The sequence below is a fragment of the Halolamina sediminis genome (assembly GCF_001282785.1).
GTDB lineage: Archaea > Halobacteriota > Halobacteria > Halobacteriales > Haloferacaceae > Halolamina > Halolamina sediminis.
Map to the genome: position 1 here is coordinate 2,175,310 of NZ_CVUA01000001.1, position 15,910 is coordinate 2,191,219.

Here is a 15,910-nt window from a genome sequence, read left to right on the forward strand (position 1 = left end):
CATCCGTGAAAAGCGAGGTGGCGGATCTCGTGACCTCGGCGGGCCACACAGTTACGGCGTTGGTTCGGTGCTCGCGACACGAGATCGCTTCGCGCTCACTCGCCGCGGCGAGTCACACACAGACACGGCATTCGTTCCGCCGCGACGACACGGAGGTCGTCGCAGGTCAGTCGCCGTGTCTGGTGACACACTCGCTCAGCCCGATCAGCTCCACCGGCTCGGAGTTGTCCGGCGAGTACACCACCATCTGGCCCTTCTCCATGTAGGGGACCTTCTGTGCCAACTCCGTCGGGATGTTCACCGACGAGATCGCGTCCTCGTCGCCGAGGTTCAACACGACCTTCGTGTTCACCTGCTTGAACACCGGCTCCGCGATGTCCTGCGGGTCCTGCGTGATCAGGAACAGCCCGAGTCGCTCCTTCCGCCCCTGCTTCGCGGCCTCCGTGAACTTCTGGACGACTTTCCGGGCCTGCACGGTGTCGGCGTCGGAGAGGAAGTTGTGGGCCTCGTCCATCCCGAGCACCAGCGGCGTCTCCTTGATGCGCTGGCTCTGCGGGGAGTTCGAGAGCTTGTCGTCGACCAGCAACGAGGAGACCGCGAGCACGAACATCTCCTTCGCCCGCGAGGTCGAGAGGTGGTACGTCGGCACCACCGTCAGCCCGCCCGGCCGGACGAGCTCGTGGTCGAGTTCGGTGATCGGTCGAGCATCCTGATCGAAGATCCCGGAAGGAATCCCTCGAACCCGACGCTTCACGGCGTCGAACGTCGCCTCGTGGACCCGGCCCGACTCGTCGAGTTCCTCCTTGAGGCCGGGGTCGTCGAGGAACCGCTTGAACTCCTCGTACGTGCCCTCCTGCCCGTAGTCGCTAAAGAAGCGGTTCAGGAGCGTCAGCAGCGCGGGGTACTGATTGTCGTTCAGCCCGCCACCGGCGACCAGCCACGGCATCTCGTACTCTTTGACGACCGAGAACGGGATGGTGAACCGCACCTGCTCGGCGCGGTGGTTCTCGCCGCCGTAGCTCACGCCGTCCTCGACGGGCACCAGCGCGATCGTGTCGTCGTGGCCGCCGTGGGCGATCCCCTCGCGGTCGAGCGTGCGCGCGAACGCGTCGCTCATCCCGGGGTTGTCGTCGTGCATCTGGGCGTACTCGTCCTGCGGGTCGAACTGCACGACCGCGGGCTGGACCTCCCGGCCGTCGTCCAAGGGGTAGGCGCGCTCCTCGTCGAGGTACTGCCGGAGGACGTTCTTCGAGGCGTGGGTCTTCCCCGAGCCCGTGCCGCCGGCGACGAGCGTGTGGCGGAAGAGGAGCGGGTCGCCGTCGGCGTAGTCGTCCTTCACGCGGTAGTCGACCGTCGGCGGCTCCGCGGCGGTGCGGACCTTCTCGCCCCCCACGGAGAGGTGCCCGAGGAACACGCCGTCGCCGGGGATCTTGAGTCCCGTCTTGATCTGTTCCTCGTCCGAGGCCTCGCGGGCGAGCGCGCCGGGCTTGGGTACGCGGTCGGTCATCCGGCGCTTGAGTTCGTCGCCCTCCTCGTAGATGACCGCGACGGGCTCCAGTTCGGCCATGAACTTGTAGTCGCGCTCCTCGAACTCCTCGCGGCGCATCTGCCGGCGCGCGTGGATCTCGGTGGCGTCGTCGGACTGGAACTCCTGTGCGTACTCCAGCGCGGCGATCGAGCAGAACAGCACCTCGTCGTCGGGGTAGGGGACGAGCAGGTAGCTCCCCAGCCGCACCGAGTCGCGGTTCCCGGTGGTGATGAAGGCGCGCAGCGTCGTCTCGTCGCCATCCTGGGAGACGCGCAGCCCCTGCGAGACGGAGACGGTGCCCAGCCCCTCGTCGGCGCCCGCCGGCTCGGCGCCGTAGCGCTCGAACTCGGCCGCGTCGTCGCTCTCCCGGCCCGGGTCGTCCCCCGTGGCCGCGTCGCCGCCGTCGGTCGCCCCCGACTGCTCGGCGTCGTCGACGTAGTCGGTGAAGTCGCCGAGATCGCCCGAATCGCTCATGTATCGGCGGTGGAGGGCTCCCGCCATACGCCTTTCCCTGTCCCGGGGATCGCGGCGGACGCCGGGGGCAGCACCCCTAAAGGCGCCGACCGACTAGCTTCGGTATGATTTACGTCCACGGTCGCGGCGGCGGGACCGCCCTCACCGGCACGCTGTTCGAGCGCGGCGAGGAGCCCCCGTCGTACAAGGGTGCCCCCGACGAGGACGCCGCCTACGTCTGGGTGTGTGACACGTTCTACCAGGTCGAGAGCGGCGGTTCGGCCATCGAGATCGACGGCGAGGAGATCCGGGTGGCGTTCGAGTCGCCGATGCCGCGGGGGTTCGACACCCGCGAGCAGGCGCTTTCGGCGGCGCGGGAGCACATCCGCACGCAGTTCGCCCGGATCGGCGTGGAGGACGTGGAGATCGACGTGGAGAAGGAGACACCGGCGTAGGGGTTGTTTAGCGAACGGTCGGGGCTGGGCTTTCCGTTGACCGACGACAGGGATTCGGAACAGCGACCGCCGAGTTCGGTTGGACTGCGGACAGGACCGCGGAGTGAGCATGACCACTTATGACTGTGCCGGGCCACGTGCCCGGGGCCCTGCGATCGCAAGTATCAAGCATCGAGATGCTCTGTTGAAACCCTCAACCGGAGATCTGTTCTCAGCGTTCTGCTGAGTACAGAGCACGAATGCCGCAGTACCAGTATCATTACAATACGTGGACACACATCAGGTGCCATGCCCTCCAGACGTGAGCTGATAGCGGGTGTTGCTGCCACTGTGACTGCAACCGCTGGCTGTCTCGGTAATGAAGAACTCATCGCTCGGTGTTCCAGTCGAGGCGTGGGCAGCGATTCGCAATATCTTGGAAAGATTGCTCCAATACGAGGTGAAGATCAGGTCTCCCTCGGGATACTGGTTTCTGACCAAGCCATTACTGGAGAACGGTACCACGCAGTCAGGATACGAGATAGTGATGACGACCTCGTCGCGTCGATTCCACTCATGAGCAATCGAGGGATGAGTAGTCTCGACCCCGAGGACTACCCCGTGTTTGGCTCCAGCAGTGACGAACTCTACGCGGTACCGTTGGGCCCCCCACCGGTTCACGGTGAATACACTGTCTCGTTGACTGACCCGGATGCCGAGCAGATCGCAACCGCAAGTGTTCGGTTCAACTGCTACGCAGAGGGCGAAACGCTTCCGTAACTGAGGCGTTCACCGTGCTGCCTACACCCTCTGTATCGCGTACGCCCCTACTGACAGAAGTTGAGTAGTTGTCGAAGCAAGCTGCTGCATACAGGGCGTGAGTCTTGCACGACGGTGCAGTCTATTCGAAACCGAGATCATCGGTTAGTTGTGAATACGGCACTTTCGATTGCGCTACGTGACGAGCCAGCGCGCAGATTTATGATCGTGCTCCTCGTAACTCGGAAGTGAGGAGAGCTACAGATGTGCGGGGAGCAGATCTCGCTCGACACCATTCTCGATGCTGTCCGTGACCTCGGGTATGACGGCATTGATCGGGCTGAAGGGTTTCCAGACGAAGCAAGCGGACAAGTCGCACTCCCTGAACAACATCGCCGAGAACCCCCAGAAGGACTGCGGCGCTTTCTCCCGCGTGTCTACTGTGACGCAGGCAATCCAGACCTCGTTCCTGAGGACCTCCGCGCGGCTGTTGAACAGTACGGCTGGACTGTCCAAGCAATGGGACGGGACGGCCAGACAGTGACGGTTGTCATCTCGAAGAATGGTGTGTAGTGGGTGAACGTCTCTGGTCGATTGGTCTGTCGAGATCGTCGTCCCACCAACGGACACCAAACGCCCCATTGATCCTCCGTATCTCGCACGCCGATCCTATCAGTTCTCGAGGGTTTCAACAGAGCGGCACTGTCAAGTTAAGCCAGTTTGAGAAGTGAGCAGTTCGTTGGTTTTGGTGTCTATGCGAAACCAAGAACTGCTCAAAGAGACGTTGAACACAGCGAATGTTGAATGTTGGGAGCGAGAGCGGACGGCGACGCCCGTCAGGGCGTTCGCCGTCCGCCTCCACGCGACCGGCTGTTCGCTTCGAGAAACGAAAGAAATTCTCCGATTATTCGGCGTAGAACGCTCACATCAAGCGATCTGCCAATGGGTTCACCGAGTCGCTGATAGCGTCGGCGACCCGCCGACGGCGCAGCCGTCAAGGGTCGCAGTTGACGAGACCGCTATCAAAATCAATGGCGAATGGTCTTGGCTGTACGCTGCAATAGATCTCGACACAAAACTGATTCTTGATGTGGAGCTGTTCGGACGACATGGGACTGATCCAGCGGCTGCGTTCCTTCACGGACTCCGTGAGAAACACGATCTCTCCGACGCTGTGTTTCTCGTTGACCAGTTCGGGTATAGGACTGCCCTCTCTCGCTTAGGGCTCAACGGTCGGGTTGACTATACCGACCGAAACCACATCGAAAAGTGGTTTCACACCCTCAAAATGCGCATCGACCGTTTCCACAACTCCTGGGTCGGCAGTCGGGCAAGCGCACGCGAATGGCTTGAACAATTTGTGCATTACTACAACTACCAGAGACCGCATCAATCGCTCGACGAACAAACGCCAGCAGAAGCCGTGCTTAACTAGACAGTGCCAACAGAGCCATACAACAGTATTGTTTTGCCACCTCCTGTACGAACTCGGGTAATGACGGCGCAGGACTCCTCGGAGACTGAAGACCGAAAGGACGACCACCTTCAAATCGTTCAGGATCGGGACGTCGAAACGACAGGGACGGGCTTCGACGACGTCCGACTCATCCATAACGCGCTTCCGGAACTTGATTACGACGCGATCGATCCCTCCATCGACTTCCTGGGTCACGACTTATCTGCCCCGATCTTCATCGAGAGCATGACTGGCGGGCACCAGAACACGACGGAGATTAATCGGGCGCTGGCCCGGGCCGCCAGCGAGACCGGCATCGCCATGGGTCTCGGTAGCCAGCGAGCGGGCCTCGAACTCGACGACGAACGCGTCCTCGAATCGTACACCGTCGTCCGCGATGCCGCGCCCGATGCGTTCATCTACGGGAACCTCGGCGCTGCACAGCTCCGAGAGTACGACATCGGAATGGTCGAGCAGGCAGTCGAAATGATCGACGCCGACGCGCTCGCGGTTCACCTGAACTTCCTTCAGGAAGCCACCCAACCTGAAGGCGATGTCGACGGGCGGAACTGTGTAGCTGCGATCGAACGAGTGTCCGAGGCACTCTCGGTGCCGATTATCGTCAAGGAAACGGGCAACGGAATTTCCGGAGAGACTGCTCGCGAGCTAACTGCGGCAGGCGTTGACGCGATCGACGTCGCTGGTAAAGGCGGAACGACGTGGTCCGGGATCGAAGCCTATCGCGCAGCAGCCGCGAACGCGCCGCGGCAGCAACGAATCGGCACGCTGTTCCGAGAATGGGGCATCCCGACCGCTGCAAGTACGATCGAGTGTGTTACCGAACACGACTGCGTAATTGCGAGTGGTGGTGTCCGAACGGGATTGGACGTGGCAAAAGCGATTGCCCTAGGTGCCCACGCCGGCGGGTTGGCGAAACCGTTCTTGAAACCAGCCACAGACGGGCCAGACGCTGTCATCGAACGGGTCGAAGACCTGATCGCCGAGCTGCGGACAGCGATGTTCGTCACCGGCTCGGGGTCGATCGATGAACTTCAGCAGGTAGAATACGTGTTGCACGGAGAGACACGCGAGTACGTGGAACAACGAACCAGTAGCGAGTAGTACCGAGTTCCCCAGCCTCAGCAGGATAGATTGAACAACACCAGGAAAGAGAGAGCCGACGGCGATATCTGTCCAGCCTGTACTTACTGACTATCGCGGAATCTCTCACAGGCGGAGGGTTTCAACAGCGCCCAACGACCGAACTGCTGTCGCTATCGGAGTCGCTGTCCCAGTTACCAACGACCGAACCACCACCGAGAACCGAAACTACTCCTCCTCGCCCCAGCGCAGCCCGTCGTACGTCGACCGCGACTCGCTGCCGAACGTCTCCTCGAACTTCCGGCGGATCGCCGCCTTCTCGCCGGCGCCGATCTTCGCGAGCTCGTCGGCCTTCCCGATCGCCTCCGGCGGCCCGCGCTCGGTCGCGACCTCGCTCAGAAGCTGGGTCGTCAGCGCCTCGCGAGTCTCGGGGTCCCGCGTGACGGCGTAGGGGGCCTCGATCTTGTACGTCACGTCGGTCCGCGGGTCGTAGAGGTAGCAGAACGTCACCTCGTAACACTCCGGCTCCAGTCGGCGCTCGATCCCCATCGCGTCGCCGTCGACGGACATCGGCTCGTCGGACGACCCGCGGGAGCGGAACCACGAGGTGAACGTGAGGTCGGACTCCTCCCGAGCAGCGGACGGGTCGTCGGCGCTCTCGTCGAGCGCGTCGTCGCGCTGCTCCAGCAGGCGGGTGAACAGCGCGGCGTCGTCGGTCCACGGCGTCGGCACGCGATCGGAGAGCGTCCGGACGATGAACCGGGAGGTGGGGTTCTTCACGAACCCCGCGATCGGGACGCCGCGCTCGACGAACTGCTCGACCAGCCGGACGTAGTTCTCGACGATCGCCTGCGGCGCTGCCTCCTTCGTGGCCTCCGCCAGCGCGGGGTCGCGGGACTCCCAGTTGAACAGCCGCTTGGGGTAGAGCGGCCCATCGAGCAGCAGTAGCTCCTCCACCTGCTCGGCGTGTTCGAGCGCGTGGGAGGACTCCGCGAGATACAGCGCGAGCTCGTGGGTCACCTCGTCGGCGAACTCGCTCACCGCCGGGACTTGGAGCACCTTCCGGCGGCTGTAGCCCTCGTCGTAGTTGCGCCACTCCTCGCCGTACTCGCGGGTGGCGTCGCTGGCGTGGACGGTCGCGACCATCGAGCGCGAGCGGTGGAGATCGAGATCCGTCGGCGCCGAGGCCATCGCCGCCTGTGCCACGTCGAGCAGCAGCCCGTTCTTGAACCCGGTGGGGTTGAGCGTCCCCGCGTCGAGCCCGTGGGTCGTCTCGAACGGTCGGTCCGCGAGCGCCACGTCGTCGATCGCGGCGGCCCGGAGGGCCGGCTCGGCGAGCGGTTCGACCACGATCCGGCCGTCCTCCCGCAGCGGGTCGAGCAGCCCCCACGCGCGGTCGGCGTGGTCGTCGTGGTCGGAGTCGTCGACGGTGCCCGCGATGGAGGCCGCGATCCGGGCGATAGTGTCGACGTGGATAGGATCGAGCGTCACTGCCCGTCGGTGGGGCGCGGCCGGGGAAAACTCCCCCGGCTGCACACGGAAGAGCGAAGTGACCCCCGATACAACGCCGACGTATGGCTACGCTGCAGGAGTTCGTGACCCGGCTCGTCACCGACCTGCCCGAGATGGGACGGCTGTTCGAGGGCGTCGTGACACAGGACCCGCTGTCGGCCGTCTCGGCCGCCGTCGGTGCCCTCTTCGTGATCGCCGCCAGCGGTGCGCTGGGCTACCTCGCGTTCGGCGGCCTGATCGACCTGCTGGGCGCGAGTTCGACGCGGTAGTCGTCCGATCAGCCCTGTTTCTCCGCCTCCTCCAGCGCCTCGCTGGCTAGCTCGACCGCCGCGTCGAGATCCGGCCCCAGCGGCGAGCCACAGACGACGCCGTCGGCGTGATCCAACACCGCCGCCAGCCGGTCGGCCACCTCCTCGACGGTGCCCGCGGCGGCGAAGGCGTCGATCATGGCTGGCGTCACGCGCTCGAACGCCTCGGTAAAGGCGCCCTCACTGATCCTCTCGCCCACCGCGGCAGCGCGCTCGGCGTCGATGTCGTGCCGGGCGAGCACCGGCTCGGGCGCGCCGGCGGCGATGAACGCCACGGGCGGCCGTGCGGCCTCGCGGGCGGCCTCGCGATCGGCCGCGACGCTCACGCTGGCGTACGCGAGGAAGTCGAACTCGCCGCGGTGGTCGGGGCGCTCGTCCAGCCCCTCCGCGACCCGGTCGGCCGCCCACGCGAGGTCCCGGGGGTGTGAGCCGTTGAACAGCAGTCCCTCGGCGTGTTTCGCGGCCATCCGGCACATGTGTGGCCCCTCCCCGCCGACGTAGACGGGGAGCTCCCCCGGCGGCTCGTAGTTCAGGCCGGCGTCCTCGGCGGCGAACGTGCCGTCGTGGTCGACGCGCTCGCCGTTCCAGAGCCGCTTCGCGACCTTGAACGCCTCCAGCACCGAGCGCAGGCCGCGATCGTCGCCGTCGACGCCGAGGTTCCGCAGCGTCGAGGGGTCGCCCGGGCCGATCCCGAACACGCCGCGGCCGCCCGAGTGCTCGTCAAGCGTGGCCATTCGGGACGCGAGCGCGACGGGATGGCTCTCGTGGGGGTTGGCGACCCCCGGGCCGAGCCGGATCGAGTCGGTTCGCTCGGCGATCGCCGTGAGCGCCTGGAACGGGTCGCGGTTGTTGTAGTGTGAGGAGACGAACGCGGCGTCGAACCCCGCCGCCTCGGCGGTTTCGGCGAGCTCGGCGAGGCGGCCAACGGGGTGTTCGGGGGTGAGTTCGATCCCGCGGCGGATGGGGGTGGGTTCGGGCATCGATCAGTCCTCGTACTTCCAGCCACGTAGCGCTTGGCGCACGAAGTCCCCGCGCATCTCGCGGAACATGTTGTCGCTGCCGTCGTGGTCGCCGAACGCCCAGTCCCGGACGACGACGACCGGGTCGCCGCCGTCACCCTCGCCGGAGAGGAGGTTGGCGGCGCCCGCGAGCTCGTCGACGACGCTCTGGACGGTCACCTGCAGTTCGTGGCCGTCGCGGTCGGTCTCGCCGCGCCAGTCCCGGGAGGCGGGCATCCCCGCCCAGCCGATCGCAACGCCGCGCTGGCCGTGGCGGAACGGCCGGCCGGAGGTGTCGGTGACGATCACGGGCGGCGACTCGGGGAGGTTCCCGTGAATGCGCTCGGCGGACTGACTCGGTCGTTCGGGCAGCAGGAGGAGGTCGTGGTCCGGGACGTTCGAGCGGTCGATCCCGGCGTTGACGCTGACGTGGCCAAAGGGCGCCTCGGTGAGGATGAACGGCTCGTCCATCACCACGTCGGTACTGTTCTCGAGGACGGCCTGTGCGAACCGCGGGTCCTTCTCGTCGCCGGAGATCTCCTCCAGGTTCCGGGCGATCTCCTTCGCCCGCGGGCCGGCGGGGAACTCCTCCAGGTCGGCGGTCCGGCCCTCGGCCTTGGAGACGACGGTCGAGGCGACACAGACCACGTCGTCGGGCCGGAGGTCGACCCGCTCGGCGATCATCGCGGCCAGATCGTCGCCCGCCCGTATCTCCGGGAGGTCGGAGACGGCGAACAGCTCCATACCCGCTACTCCGGGCCGGCACACAAAAGTCGTGCTGAAGGGGCGAGCCGGCCTTCGAGGGGCCACGAAAACAACAGGAATACGTAGAACGACTGAGAACCCCCCGGTAATTGATGCGGGATCAGGATTTCCTCGAGTCCGAGTGGGACTACTGCCTGGTGCTCGACGCGTGTCGCTACGACGTGTTCAGCGAGATCTACGACGAGTATCTGGACGGGCGGCTGGAGAAGCGACGCAGCGCCGGATCGTCGACGCCGGAGTGGGCGTACCGCAACTTCACCGGCCACCACGACATCGCCTACTTCTCGGGCAACCCGTTCATCAACGATCTCGGGATCCCGCTGAACGAGCTGAAGTGGGGCGCCAGCTGTGACTACGAGTGGACCGCCTCCGACCACATCACCGAAGTGTTCGACGTCTGGAAGACGGGCTGGGACGACGATCTGGGCACGGTCCCCCCCGAGGGGATCACCGAGGCGTTCCGGAACAACCGCGACGCCGTCGAGCGCGCCGAGCGCACCGTCCTGCACTACATGCAGCCCCACGCCCCCTACCTCTCCCGCGGGAAGGGACAGAAGCTCAAACAGATCCAGAAGGGGATCCGGAAACAGGAGGAAGCCGAGAACGGCGACGCGGAGGCCGACGGCGGCACGCTCGCGTCGATGAGCGACACGCTCCGGACCAACGTCGAGAGCGTGCTCGACGGCAGCGAACTCGCCCAGAAAGCCGGGCTCTGGCTCGAACTCGACCCGGCGGACGTGATGAAAAACGGCACGCAGGAGGCCGCACTCGGGCTGTACGAGGAGAACCTCCGGATCGTGCTGGAGGACATCGCCGCGTTCGTCGACGAGCTCGACGGCGACGTGGTGGTGACGGCCGACCACGGCGAAGCGTTCGGCGAGGAGGGCGTCTGGGAGCACCACATCGAGACCCACATCCCGCCGCTGGTCGAAGTGCCGTGGCTGGAGCTTGATTGACCGCGGCACGTTGAGCCGCGGTCGATCGAGAGTGACGGCGGTACGGGGAGGCGCGGTCGATGCGGCGTAACGGCGAGACGAACCACTCATACTCGCCGAGGCGCAACGTCCCGCCGGGCGGCAGTGACGAGGGTTACCCCCACCGAGCCCCGTGTGACGATGGATTCTCCCGAGCCGCCCGTTCTACCCGCCGAGCGTCGCCGATAGCGACCACATTACCGCTGCACGCGCTCGGGCAGCCCTAGCACGTCCACGGCCGCTTCCGCGACCGCCTCGCGCTCCTGCTCGGGCGCGTACACGCCCAACCGCCAGCTGTCGCGCTGTGTCTGTCGGATCGCGGTGACCAGCCCCGAGGCTTCCTCCAGTCGCTGGACCACGCCATCGACGACCACGCGGGCGTTGGACTCCTTCATCGACGGCCGGCGGGGGACGTCGACGATCACTTCGGACTCGTCGACGCCCGCGCGCTCCGCAATATCGTGCTCGGCGGCGCGCTCGTCCTCGTGTTCGAGTTCGAGGAGGTGTGCGGGCGTGTCCGAGAGGTCCGCCCACACCGCCCGCTTGTACAGATCCCGGCGCTCGACCCGGCCGCCGAGGTCGGGGACGTGTTCGCCTAGCGCGACCAGCAGATCGTGGTCGGCCATCCGGGCGAACTCCTCGATCCCCACGTCGTTCTCGCCATCGAGCAGGCGCTCTGCGGCGCGTTCGAGCATCGAGCCCGCGATCCGGGAGACGTGGTGGCGGTAGACGATCCCGTTCATCAGCCCGCGGGCGAGCAGCAGCGACTCCGCAGTGCGGACGTTCCCCTCGGCGAGCACCAGTTCGCCGTCGCGGTAGCGCAGCGACCGCACCAGCCGCCCGTGGTCGATCGAGCCGTAGGGGACGCCGGTGTGGTGGGCGTCGCGGACGAGGTAGTCCATCCGGTCCACGTCGAGTTCCCCCGAAACGAGCTGGCCGAGTTCGCCCTCGCCCCGGACGAGTGCGGCGACGCGGGACGGCGAGAGGTCGTGCTCCCGGAGCACGTCGGCGATTCCGGTGTCCGCGATCACGTCGCCGATCTCGTCGTGGTGCCGGCCCGCGCGGCGCATGATCACCTCCTCGGTCTGGTGACCGTAGGGGCCGTGGCCCACGTCGTGCAGCAGCGCGGCGGCGCGGACGTGATCCGCGCGCTCGCCGTCGACGCGGAGGTGGGTGAGCGCCTGTTCGGCGAGGTGGTAGACGCCCAGCGAGTGCTCGAAGCGCGTGTGCGAGGCCGAGGGGTAGACGAGCCGGATCGTCGAGAGCTGCTTGATGTGCCGGAGCCGCTGGAACGCCGGCGTATCGAGCAGGTCCGTCGCAACCGGGGAGAGGGTGATCCAGTCGTGGACGGAGTCCTTGATCGCGTTCATACCGGAGCCCCGTGGGCGAGCCCCAAAGTCGCCCCGGTGCGCCGTCGGGAGAGGAAGCTTCAACCCCGCGCCCACGAAACGCCGCCCATGGTCACGTTCCTCGCCGGGGGGACCGGCACCCCCAAGCTGCTCTCCGGGGACGAGCACGTCTTCGCGCGCGACGCCGTCACCGTCGTCGGCAACACCGGCGACGACGTGGAGCTCGGCGGGCTGCTCGTCTGCCCGGACCTCGACACGGTGCTGTTCGACGGTGGCGGCGTGCTCGACCGCGAGACGTGGTGGGGGATCGAGGGCGACAGCCACGAGACGAACGCGGAACTGTTCCGGCTCGCCGACGCGGCCGGCCTCGAAGAAGGACCGCGCTACCTCCCCGACGATGCGCAGACTGAAGGCCAAGAGATCGCGCGCTGGCGGCGCTTCTCGGGGATCGCGGAGTTCATGACGATCGGTGACCGCGACCGCGCGGTCCACATCACCCGGACCTCGCTGCTCGAGGAGGGGCACTCGCTGACCGAGGCCACCCACACGCTCGCCGACGCGTTCGACCTCGCGATCGACCTGCTGCCGATGAGCGACGACCCCGTCGCGACGATGATCCAGACGCCCGAGGGCGAGATGCACTTTCAGGAGTACTGGGTCGCGAACCGAGCGGACCCTTCCGTCGAGGGCGTAGAGTTCCGGGGCGCGGAGACCGCCGAACCGACGCCAGAAGTCGAGGCTGCCCTCAGCGGCCCCGTCGTGATCGGCCCCTCCAACCCCGTCACCTCGGTCGGCCCGATTCGGTCGCTCCCGGGCGTCGACCGCGCGCTCGGGGAGACGCCGGTCGTCGCCGTCTCGCCGTTCTGCGAGGACGAGGCGTTCTCTGGCCCCGTCGCGGACCTGATGGCCGGCACCGGCCGCGAGCCGTCGACCGCCGGCGTCGCAGAGACGTACGGCTTCGCGGACGCGTTCGTGCTCGACGAGGCGGACGGCACCGACCTCGATCGCCCGGTCGTCCGGACCGACACGAAGATCGACGACCCCGCGGACGCCGAGCGCGTCGGTCGGGCCTGCGCGCTCGCGCTCGCCGCCGTCGGCGCGGGCCTAGACAGTCTCGGGGTCGCAGTCGATGGCCCTGAAGCACTGGACGGCGACGACATCGACACGAGCGATCTGCCCGCGCTCGGGGGTGAGCCGTGATGTTCGAACCGCGGCTGGCGCTGGCGTCGCTCTCGGGCGAGGCCGACGCCGAGTGGGCCCGAGCGGGTGCTGACTGGGCCGGTGCGGCCGTCCTCGGTGGCGTCTGCCTCGATCGGTCGACCCGGGAAGCGGCCCGAGCGATGGTCGCCGACCGCGACCGCTCTGAGTTCCTGCCCGACGACCCGATCACGTTCGTCGACGACCAGCTCGCGGCGCTCTCCGGCGTCGACCTGCGACCGGGAATCAACGTCCGTTCGACGACGGCCGAGCCGGTCCGGGAAGTCGCCGCGGTGGCCGCCGATCACGACGCATTCGTGGAGATCAACGCCCACTGCCGGCAGGACGAACTCTGTGCGGCCGGTGCGGGGGAGTCGCTGCTCCGGGAGCCCGAGCGACTCGAAGCGCTCGTCGCGGCCGCCGCGACCGGCGCCGACGTGAGCGTGAAAGTCCGGACCGAACTCGACGGCGTCGATCTCGTGGCCGTGGCCCGACGGGTCGAGGCCGCGGGCGCCGACGCGATGCACGTCGACGCGATGGACAGCGAGGCCAGAGTGGCCGACGTCGCCGACGCGACCGACCTGTTCCTGATCGCGAACAACGGCGTTCGCGGCCGGGAAAGCGTCCGGGAGTACTTGGAGTACGGCGCCGACGCAGTCAGTGTCGGTCGGCCGAGCGACGACCCCGCGGTGCTCGACCGCGTTGGGGACGCAGTGGCGGAGTGGTTCGCGGAGGAGCAGAGCCCACGAGAGGTGGAGCCGTGAGCGACAGCCCCCGAACCCCGGCGGAGAACGCCGAACTCGCGCTGTTGCTGGAGGTGGCCGGCACCCCCAAGCCGGGGAACGTCGACCGCCGGCGGGACCTCGACGACCTGCGCTTCGAGCAGTTCCTCGCCGGGAGCGTCGGGAGCGCGGCAGGGCTGCGGCTGGCGGCCGAGGGGGTACCGGTCGGCGAGGCGTTCGACCACGCCGTCGCGGGCATGAGTCGGCAGTCCGGCGGCAACACCCAGTTCGGCTGCCTGCTGCTGCTGACGCCGCTGGTGAGCGTTGCCGCGGCCGACGAACTGCATCGCGAGGCGGTTCGCGATCGCTGCCGGGCGACGACCGTCGACGATGCCGTGGATTTCTACCGCGCGTTCGAGCACGTCGACGTGGCGGTCGGCGATCCACCCGAGGGCGTCGCCGAGTTGGACGCACGGCACGGGAGCGACGCGGCGCCCGCGCTCCGCCAGCGGGAAATGACGCTCTGGGACGTGATGGCGCTCTCCGCCGATCCCGACGACGGCGTGCCCGACACGAACGCCGCGGAGTGGGTCGAGGGGTTCCCGCGGACGTTCGATGCCGCCGAATCGATCCTTGCCGACGACGGCCCCGTACTGGACCGCGCGGCGGGCTGTTTCCTCCGGCAGTTGGCCGCGGAGCCGGACACGCTGGTCGCGACCACCCACGGCGAGGAGACTGCGCGGGAGGTCCGCCAGCGCGCCGAATCGACCCTCGCTGCGGTCGAACGGACGGACTCGCTCGATCCGGCCGAGGAGCTGGCCGAGGCGTTCGTCGACGAGGGGATCAACCCCGGAACGACCGCCGACCGCGTCGCCGCAGCGCTGTTCGTCGCGCTCGAACGGGGGCTGACGGTATGACGGGGGCGGGCGGAGGCTGGGCGCCCGAAGACGACGCGCCCGACGGCTGGCCGGTCCCGCTGCGCGGGGTGACGGAGTCCGTCATCGCGACGAAGGGGCCGAACGATCTGTGGAATCTCGCCGCGCTCGGCCTCCACGCGGGCGATCCCGTCACCGCGCGGACGTACGGCAACACGCGGACGCGCCGGAACTTCGAGCGCCGCGGCGGCGGGGTCGTCCAGTTCGTCGCCGACCCGCGGCCGTTCGTCGACGCCGCGCTCTCGATCCGCGAGGAGCCGGAACCGGTGCTCCCCAGCGCGGACGCGTGGATCGGGGTCGACGCGGCGCTCCTCGACACCTGGACGGAGGGGGAGACGACGATCCGGGAGTGGGAGCTCACACCCGGCGAGAGCGAGGTCGTCCGCGAGGAGGCGACGACGATCAACCGCGGCTTCGGCGCGGTGGTCGAGGCGACGGTCGCAGCCTCGCGGCTGGGTGTCGCGGGGTTCGACGACGAGGAGCTCCGGGGGCGCCTCGACTTCCTCACGGGCGTGGCCGAGCGCTGTGGCGGCGCCCGCGAACGCGAGGCAGTATCCCGGATCGAGGAGTACGCCGACTGGGATCGACCGGAGAACTAAGGCCACAGCCGCCGACTCCATACGCATGGACGACAGTGCTCGGCCAGCGAGTCGGTTCGGCGTCGAGAGCAGCGAGGAACCCAAGGAGACGCTGCTCTGTGGCTTCGCGAGCTACGGGCTCGCCGGGCTGACGGCCGTCGACTTCCTGATCGACCAACTCGAGCTCACGGAGACGGGCCACGTGTCGGCCGAGGGGATGCCGAGCATCACCCCCTTCGAGAACGGGCAGCCGACACACCACACGCGGCTGTTCTCGCGGCCGGATCTGGAGCTGACGCTGCTGAAGAACGAGCTGTTCGTGCCGCCGGCGCTGAGCGGCCCGTTCGGCGAGGAGATCCTCTCCTGGACCGAGGATCACGGCGTCGAGGAGGTGGTCGTCGTCGACGCGGTGCCGATGCAGCACGGCCCCGACGACCACCGGACGTACTACGTCGCGACCGACGACTACCGCGAGCGGCGACTAACCGGGAGCGAGATCGAGCCGATGTCGCGGGGGTACCTCGACGGCGTGACGGGCGCGCTGGTCGAGCAGGGGATCGACTCGCCGCTTGCTGTCGGCGTGTTCCGCACGCCGGTCCACGATCAGACGCCCGACATGGAGGCCGCGATCAGGCTGATCGAGACGATCGACGAGCTGTACGACCTCGACGTGAACACCGAGCCGCTGCAGGCCTTTGCCGACGAGATCCGGCGCTACTACGAGGAGCTCGCCGAGCGCTACGAGGCCGCCGCCGAAAAGGAGGCGGCATTCGCCGACCGGATGTTCATGTGACCGAGGGGGTCGGGGCGGGGGCGCCCGGAGTCAGTACCTTTAACGCGG

General features: G+C 67.4%; 17 protein-coding genes. 11 read left to right on the forward strand and 6 right to left on the reverse strand.

Features of this window, described 5'->3' with window-relative positions; all coding sequences use genetic code 11:
• Positions 1–166 precede the first annotated feature (166 nt).
• A complete protein-coding gene (locus tag BN1959_RS10915; protein ID WP_079978670.1) occupies positions 167–2,029 on the reverse strand; it encodes an ATP-binding protein in 1,863 nt (620 codons plus the stop codon).
• A 77-nt stretch (positions 2,030–2,106) separates the two neighbouring features.
• Between BN1959_RS10915 and BN1959_RS10920 the strand changes: the two genes are divergently transcribed.
• A complete protein-coding gene (locus BN1959_RS10920) occupies positions 2,107–2,436 on the forward strand; it encodes a DUF7113 family protein (protein WP_053948689.1) in 330 nt (109 codons plus the stop codon).
• Between the two features lie 288 nt (positions 2,437–2,724).
• Positions 2,725–3,195, forward strand: a complete 471-nt coding sequence (locus BN1959_RS14760; protein ID WP_154018266.1) for a hypothetical protein — start codon at positions 2,725–2,727, stop codon at positions 3,193–3,195.
• Between the two features lie 237 nt (positions 3,196–3,432).
• On the opposite strand, the gene BN1959_RS14765 is transcribed toward BN1959_RS14760, so the two are convergent.
• Positions 3,433–3,690, reverse strand: a complete 258-nt coding sequence (locus BN1959_RS14765) for a hypothetical protein (protein WP_154018267.1) — start codon at positions 3,688–3,690, stop codon at positions 3,433–3,435.
• Between the two features lie 238 nt (positions 3,691–3,928).
• Between BN1959_RS14765 and BN1959_RS14445 the strand changes: the two genes are divergently transcribed.
• Entirely contained in the window at positions 3,929–4,609 is a 681-nt protein-coding gene (locus tag BN1959_RS14445; RefSeq protein ID WP_079978672.1) for an IS6 family transposase, read from the forward strand.
• Between the two features lie 60 nt (positions 4,610–4,669).
• Positions 4,670–5,752, forward strand: coding sequence for a type 2 isopentenyl-diphosphate Delta-isomerase (gene fni, locus BN1959_RS10935; RefSeq protein ID WP_053948692.1), 1,083 nt, complete (start codon positions 4,670–4,672; stop codon positions 5,750–5,752).
• Positions 5,753–5,959: 207 nt separating this feature from the next.
• Here the strand turns inward: fni and BN1959_RS10940 are convergent, their stop codons facing one another.
• Positions 5,960–7,222 (reverse strand): DNA double-strand break repair nuclease NurA, encoded by a 1,263-nt coding sequence (locus tag BN1959_RS10940; protein WP_053948693.1) that lies wholly within the window; start codon positions 7,220–7,222, stop codon positions 5,960–5,962.
• An 83-nt stretch (positions 7,223–7,305) separates the two neighbouring features.
• Between BN1959_RS10940 and BN1959_RS15070 the strand changes: the two genes are divergently transcribed.
• Complete coding sequence (locus BN1959_RS15070; RefSeq protein ID WP_053948694.1) at positions 7,306–7,512, forward strand: hypothetical protein; 207 nt, start codon at positions 7,306–7,308, stop codon at positions 7,510–7,512.
• A gap of 8 nt (positions 7,513–7,520) precedes the next feature.
• On the opposite strand, the gene BN1959_RS10950 is transcribed toward BN1959_RS15070, so the two are convergent.
• A complete protein-coding gene (locus BN1959_RS10950) occupies positions 7,521–8,531 on the reverse strand; it encodes a 5,10-methylenetetrahydromethanopterin reductase (RefSeq protein ID WP_053948695.1) in 1,011 nt (336 codons plus the stop codon).
• A gap of 3 nt (positions 8,532–8,534) precedes the next feature.
• Positions 8,535–9,293 (reverse strand): coenzyme F420-0:L-glutamate ligase, encoded by a 759-nt coding sequence (locus tag BN1959_RS10955; RefSeq protein WP_053948696.1) that lies wholly within the window; start codon positions 9,291–9,293, stop codon positions 8,535–8,537.
• A 113-nt stretch (positions 9,294–9,406) separates the two neighbouring features.
• Here BN1959_RS10955 and BN1959_RS10960 point away from each other — a divergent pair, with 113 nt between their 5' ends.
• A complete protein-coding gene (locus BN1959_RS10960) occupies positions 9,407–10,270 on the forward strand; it encodes a hypothetical protein (RefSeq protein WP_053948697.1) in 864 nt (287 codons plus the stop codon).
• Between the two features lie 215 nt (positions 10,271–10,485).
• Here the strand turns inward: BN1959_RS10960 and BN1959_RS10965 are convergent, their stop codons facing one another.
• Positions 10,486–11,658, reverse strand: a complete 1,173-nt coding sequence (locus tag BN1959_RS10965) for an HD domain-containing protein (RefSeq protein WP_053948698.1) — start codon at positions 11,656–11,658, stop codon at positions 10,486–10,488.
• Between the two features lie 87 nt (positions 11,659–11,745).
• On the opposite strand from BN1959_RS10965, the gene cofD reads away from it, so the two are divergent.
• Genes cofD through BN1959_RS10990 form a run of 5 tightly spaced genes read left to right on the forward strand, consistent with a single transcriptional unit; the run spans position 11,746 to position 15,862 of the window.
• The gene (gene cofD / locus BN1959_RS10970) at positions 11,746–12,837 is read left to right on the forward strand and encodes a 2-phospho-L-lactate transferase (RefSeq protein ID WP_053948699.1); all 1,092 of its coding nucleotides are present in this window, start codon (positions 11,746–11,748) and stop codon (positions 12,835–12,837) included.
• On the forward strand, positions 12,837–13,598 hold the full coding sequence (locus BN1959_RS10975) for a tRNA-dihydrouridine synthase (protein ID WP_053948700.1): 762 nt from the start codon (positions 12,837–12,839) through the stop codon (positions 13,596–13,598). Before cofD ends, BN1959_RS10975 begins: the two co-directional genes overlap by 1 nt.
• Positions 13,595–14,473, forward strand: a complete 879-nt coding sequence (locus tag BN1959_RS10980; protein ID WP_053948701.1) for a triphosphoribosyl-dephospho-CoA synthase — start codon at positions 13,595–13,597, stop codon at positions 14,471–14,473. The genes BN1959_RS10975 and BN1959_RS10980 overlap by 4 nt, the downstream gene beginning before the upstream one ends.
• Positions 14,470–15,090 (forward strand): DUF447 domain-containing protein, encoded by a 621-nt coding sequence (locus BN1959_RS10985; protein WP_053948702.1) that lies wholly within the window; start codon positions 14,470–14,472, stop codon positions 15,088–15,090. The genes BN1959_RS10980 and BN1959_RS10985 overlap by 4 nt, the downstream gene beginning before the upstream one ends.
• Positions 15,091–15,115: 25 nt before the next feature.
• Positions 15,116–15,862 carry a proteasome assembly chaperone family protein gene (locus tag BN1959_RS10990; protein WP_053948703.1) on the forward strand — a complete coding sequence of 249 codons (747 nt, stop codon included), beginning with the start codon at positions 15,116–15,118 and terminating at the stop codon, positions 15,860–15,862.
• The last annotated feature ends 48 nt before the right edge of the window (positions 15,863–15,910 follow it).

Bases quoted from the DNA above. Each gene is read 5' to 3' on its own strand.
- BN1959_RS10975 (WP_053948700.1), top strand. From the start codon at position 12,837: ATGTTCGAACCGCGGCTGGCGCTGGCGTCGCTCTCGGGCGAGGCCGAC.
- BN1959_RS10990 (WP_053948703.1), top strand. From the start codon at position 15,116: ATGGACGACAGTGCTCGGCCAGCGAGTCGGTTCGGCGTCGAGAGCAGC.
- BN1959_RS14445 (WP_079978672.1), top strand. From the start codon at position 3,929: ATGCGAAACCAAGAACTGCTCAAAGAGACGTTGAACACAGCGAATGTT.
- BN1959_RS15070 (WP_053948694.1), top strand. From the start codon at position 7,306: ATGGCTACGCTGCAGGAGTTCGTGACCCGGCTCGTCACCGACCTGCCC.
- BN1959_RS10960 (WP_053948697.1), top strand. From the start codon at position 9,407: ATGCGGGATCAGGATTTCCTCGAGTCCGAGTGGGACTACTGCCTGGTG.
- cofD (WP_053948699.1), top strand. From the start codon at position 11,746: ATGGTCACGTTCCTCGCCGGGGGGACCGGCACCCCCAAGCTGCTCTCC.
- BN1959_RS10915 (WP_079978670.1), bottom strand. From the start codon at position 2,029: ATGGCGGGAGCCCTCCACCGCCGATACATGAGCGATTCGGGCGATCTC.
- BN1959_RS10950 (WP_053948695.1), bottom strand. From the start codon at position 8,531: ATGCCCGAACCCACCCCCATCCGCCGCGGGATCGAACTCACCCCCGAA.
- BN1959_RS10955 (WP_053948696.1), bottom strand. From the start codon at position 9,293: ATGGAGCTGTTCGCCGTCTCCGACCTCCCGGAGATACGGGCGGGCGAC.
- BN1959_RS10965 (WP_053948698.1), bottom strand. From the start codon at position 11,658: ATGAACGCGATCAAGGACTCCGTCCACGACTGGATCACCCTCTCCCCG.
- BN1959_RS10920 (WP_053948689.1), top strand. From the start codon at position 2,107: ATGATTTACGTCCACGGTCGCGGCGGCGGGACCGCCCTCACCGGCACG.
- BN1959_RS10985 (WP_053948702.1), top strand. From the start codon at position 14,470: ATGACGGGGGCGGGCGGAGGCTGGGCGCCCGAAGACGACGCGCCCGAC.
- BN1959_RS14760 (WP_154018266.1), top strand. From the start codon at position 2,725: ATGCCCTCCAGACGTGAGCTGATAGCGGGTGTTGCTGCCACTGTGACT.
- fni (WP_053948692.1), top strand. From the start codon at position 4,670: ATGACGGCGCAGGACTCCTCGGAGACTGAAGACCGAAAGGACGACCAC.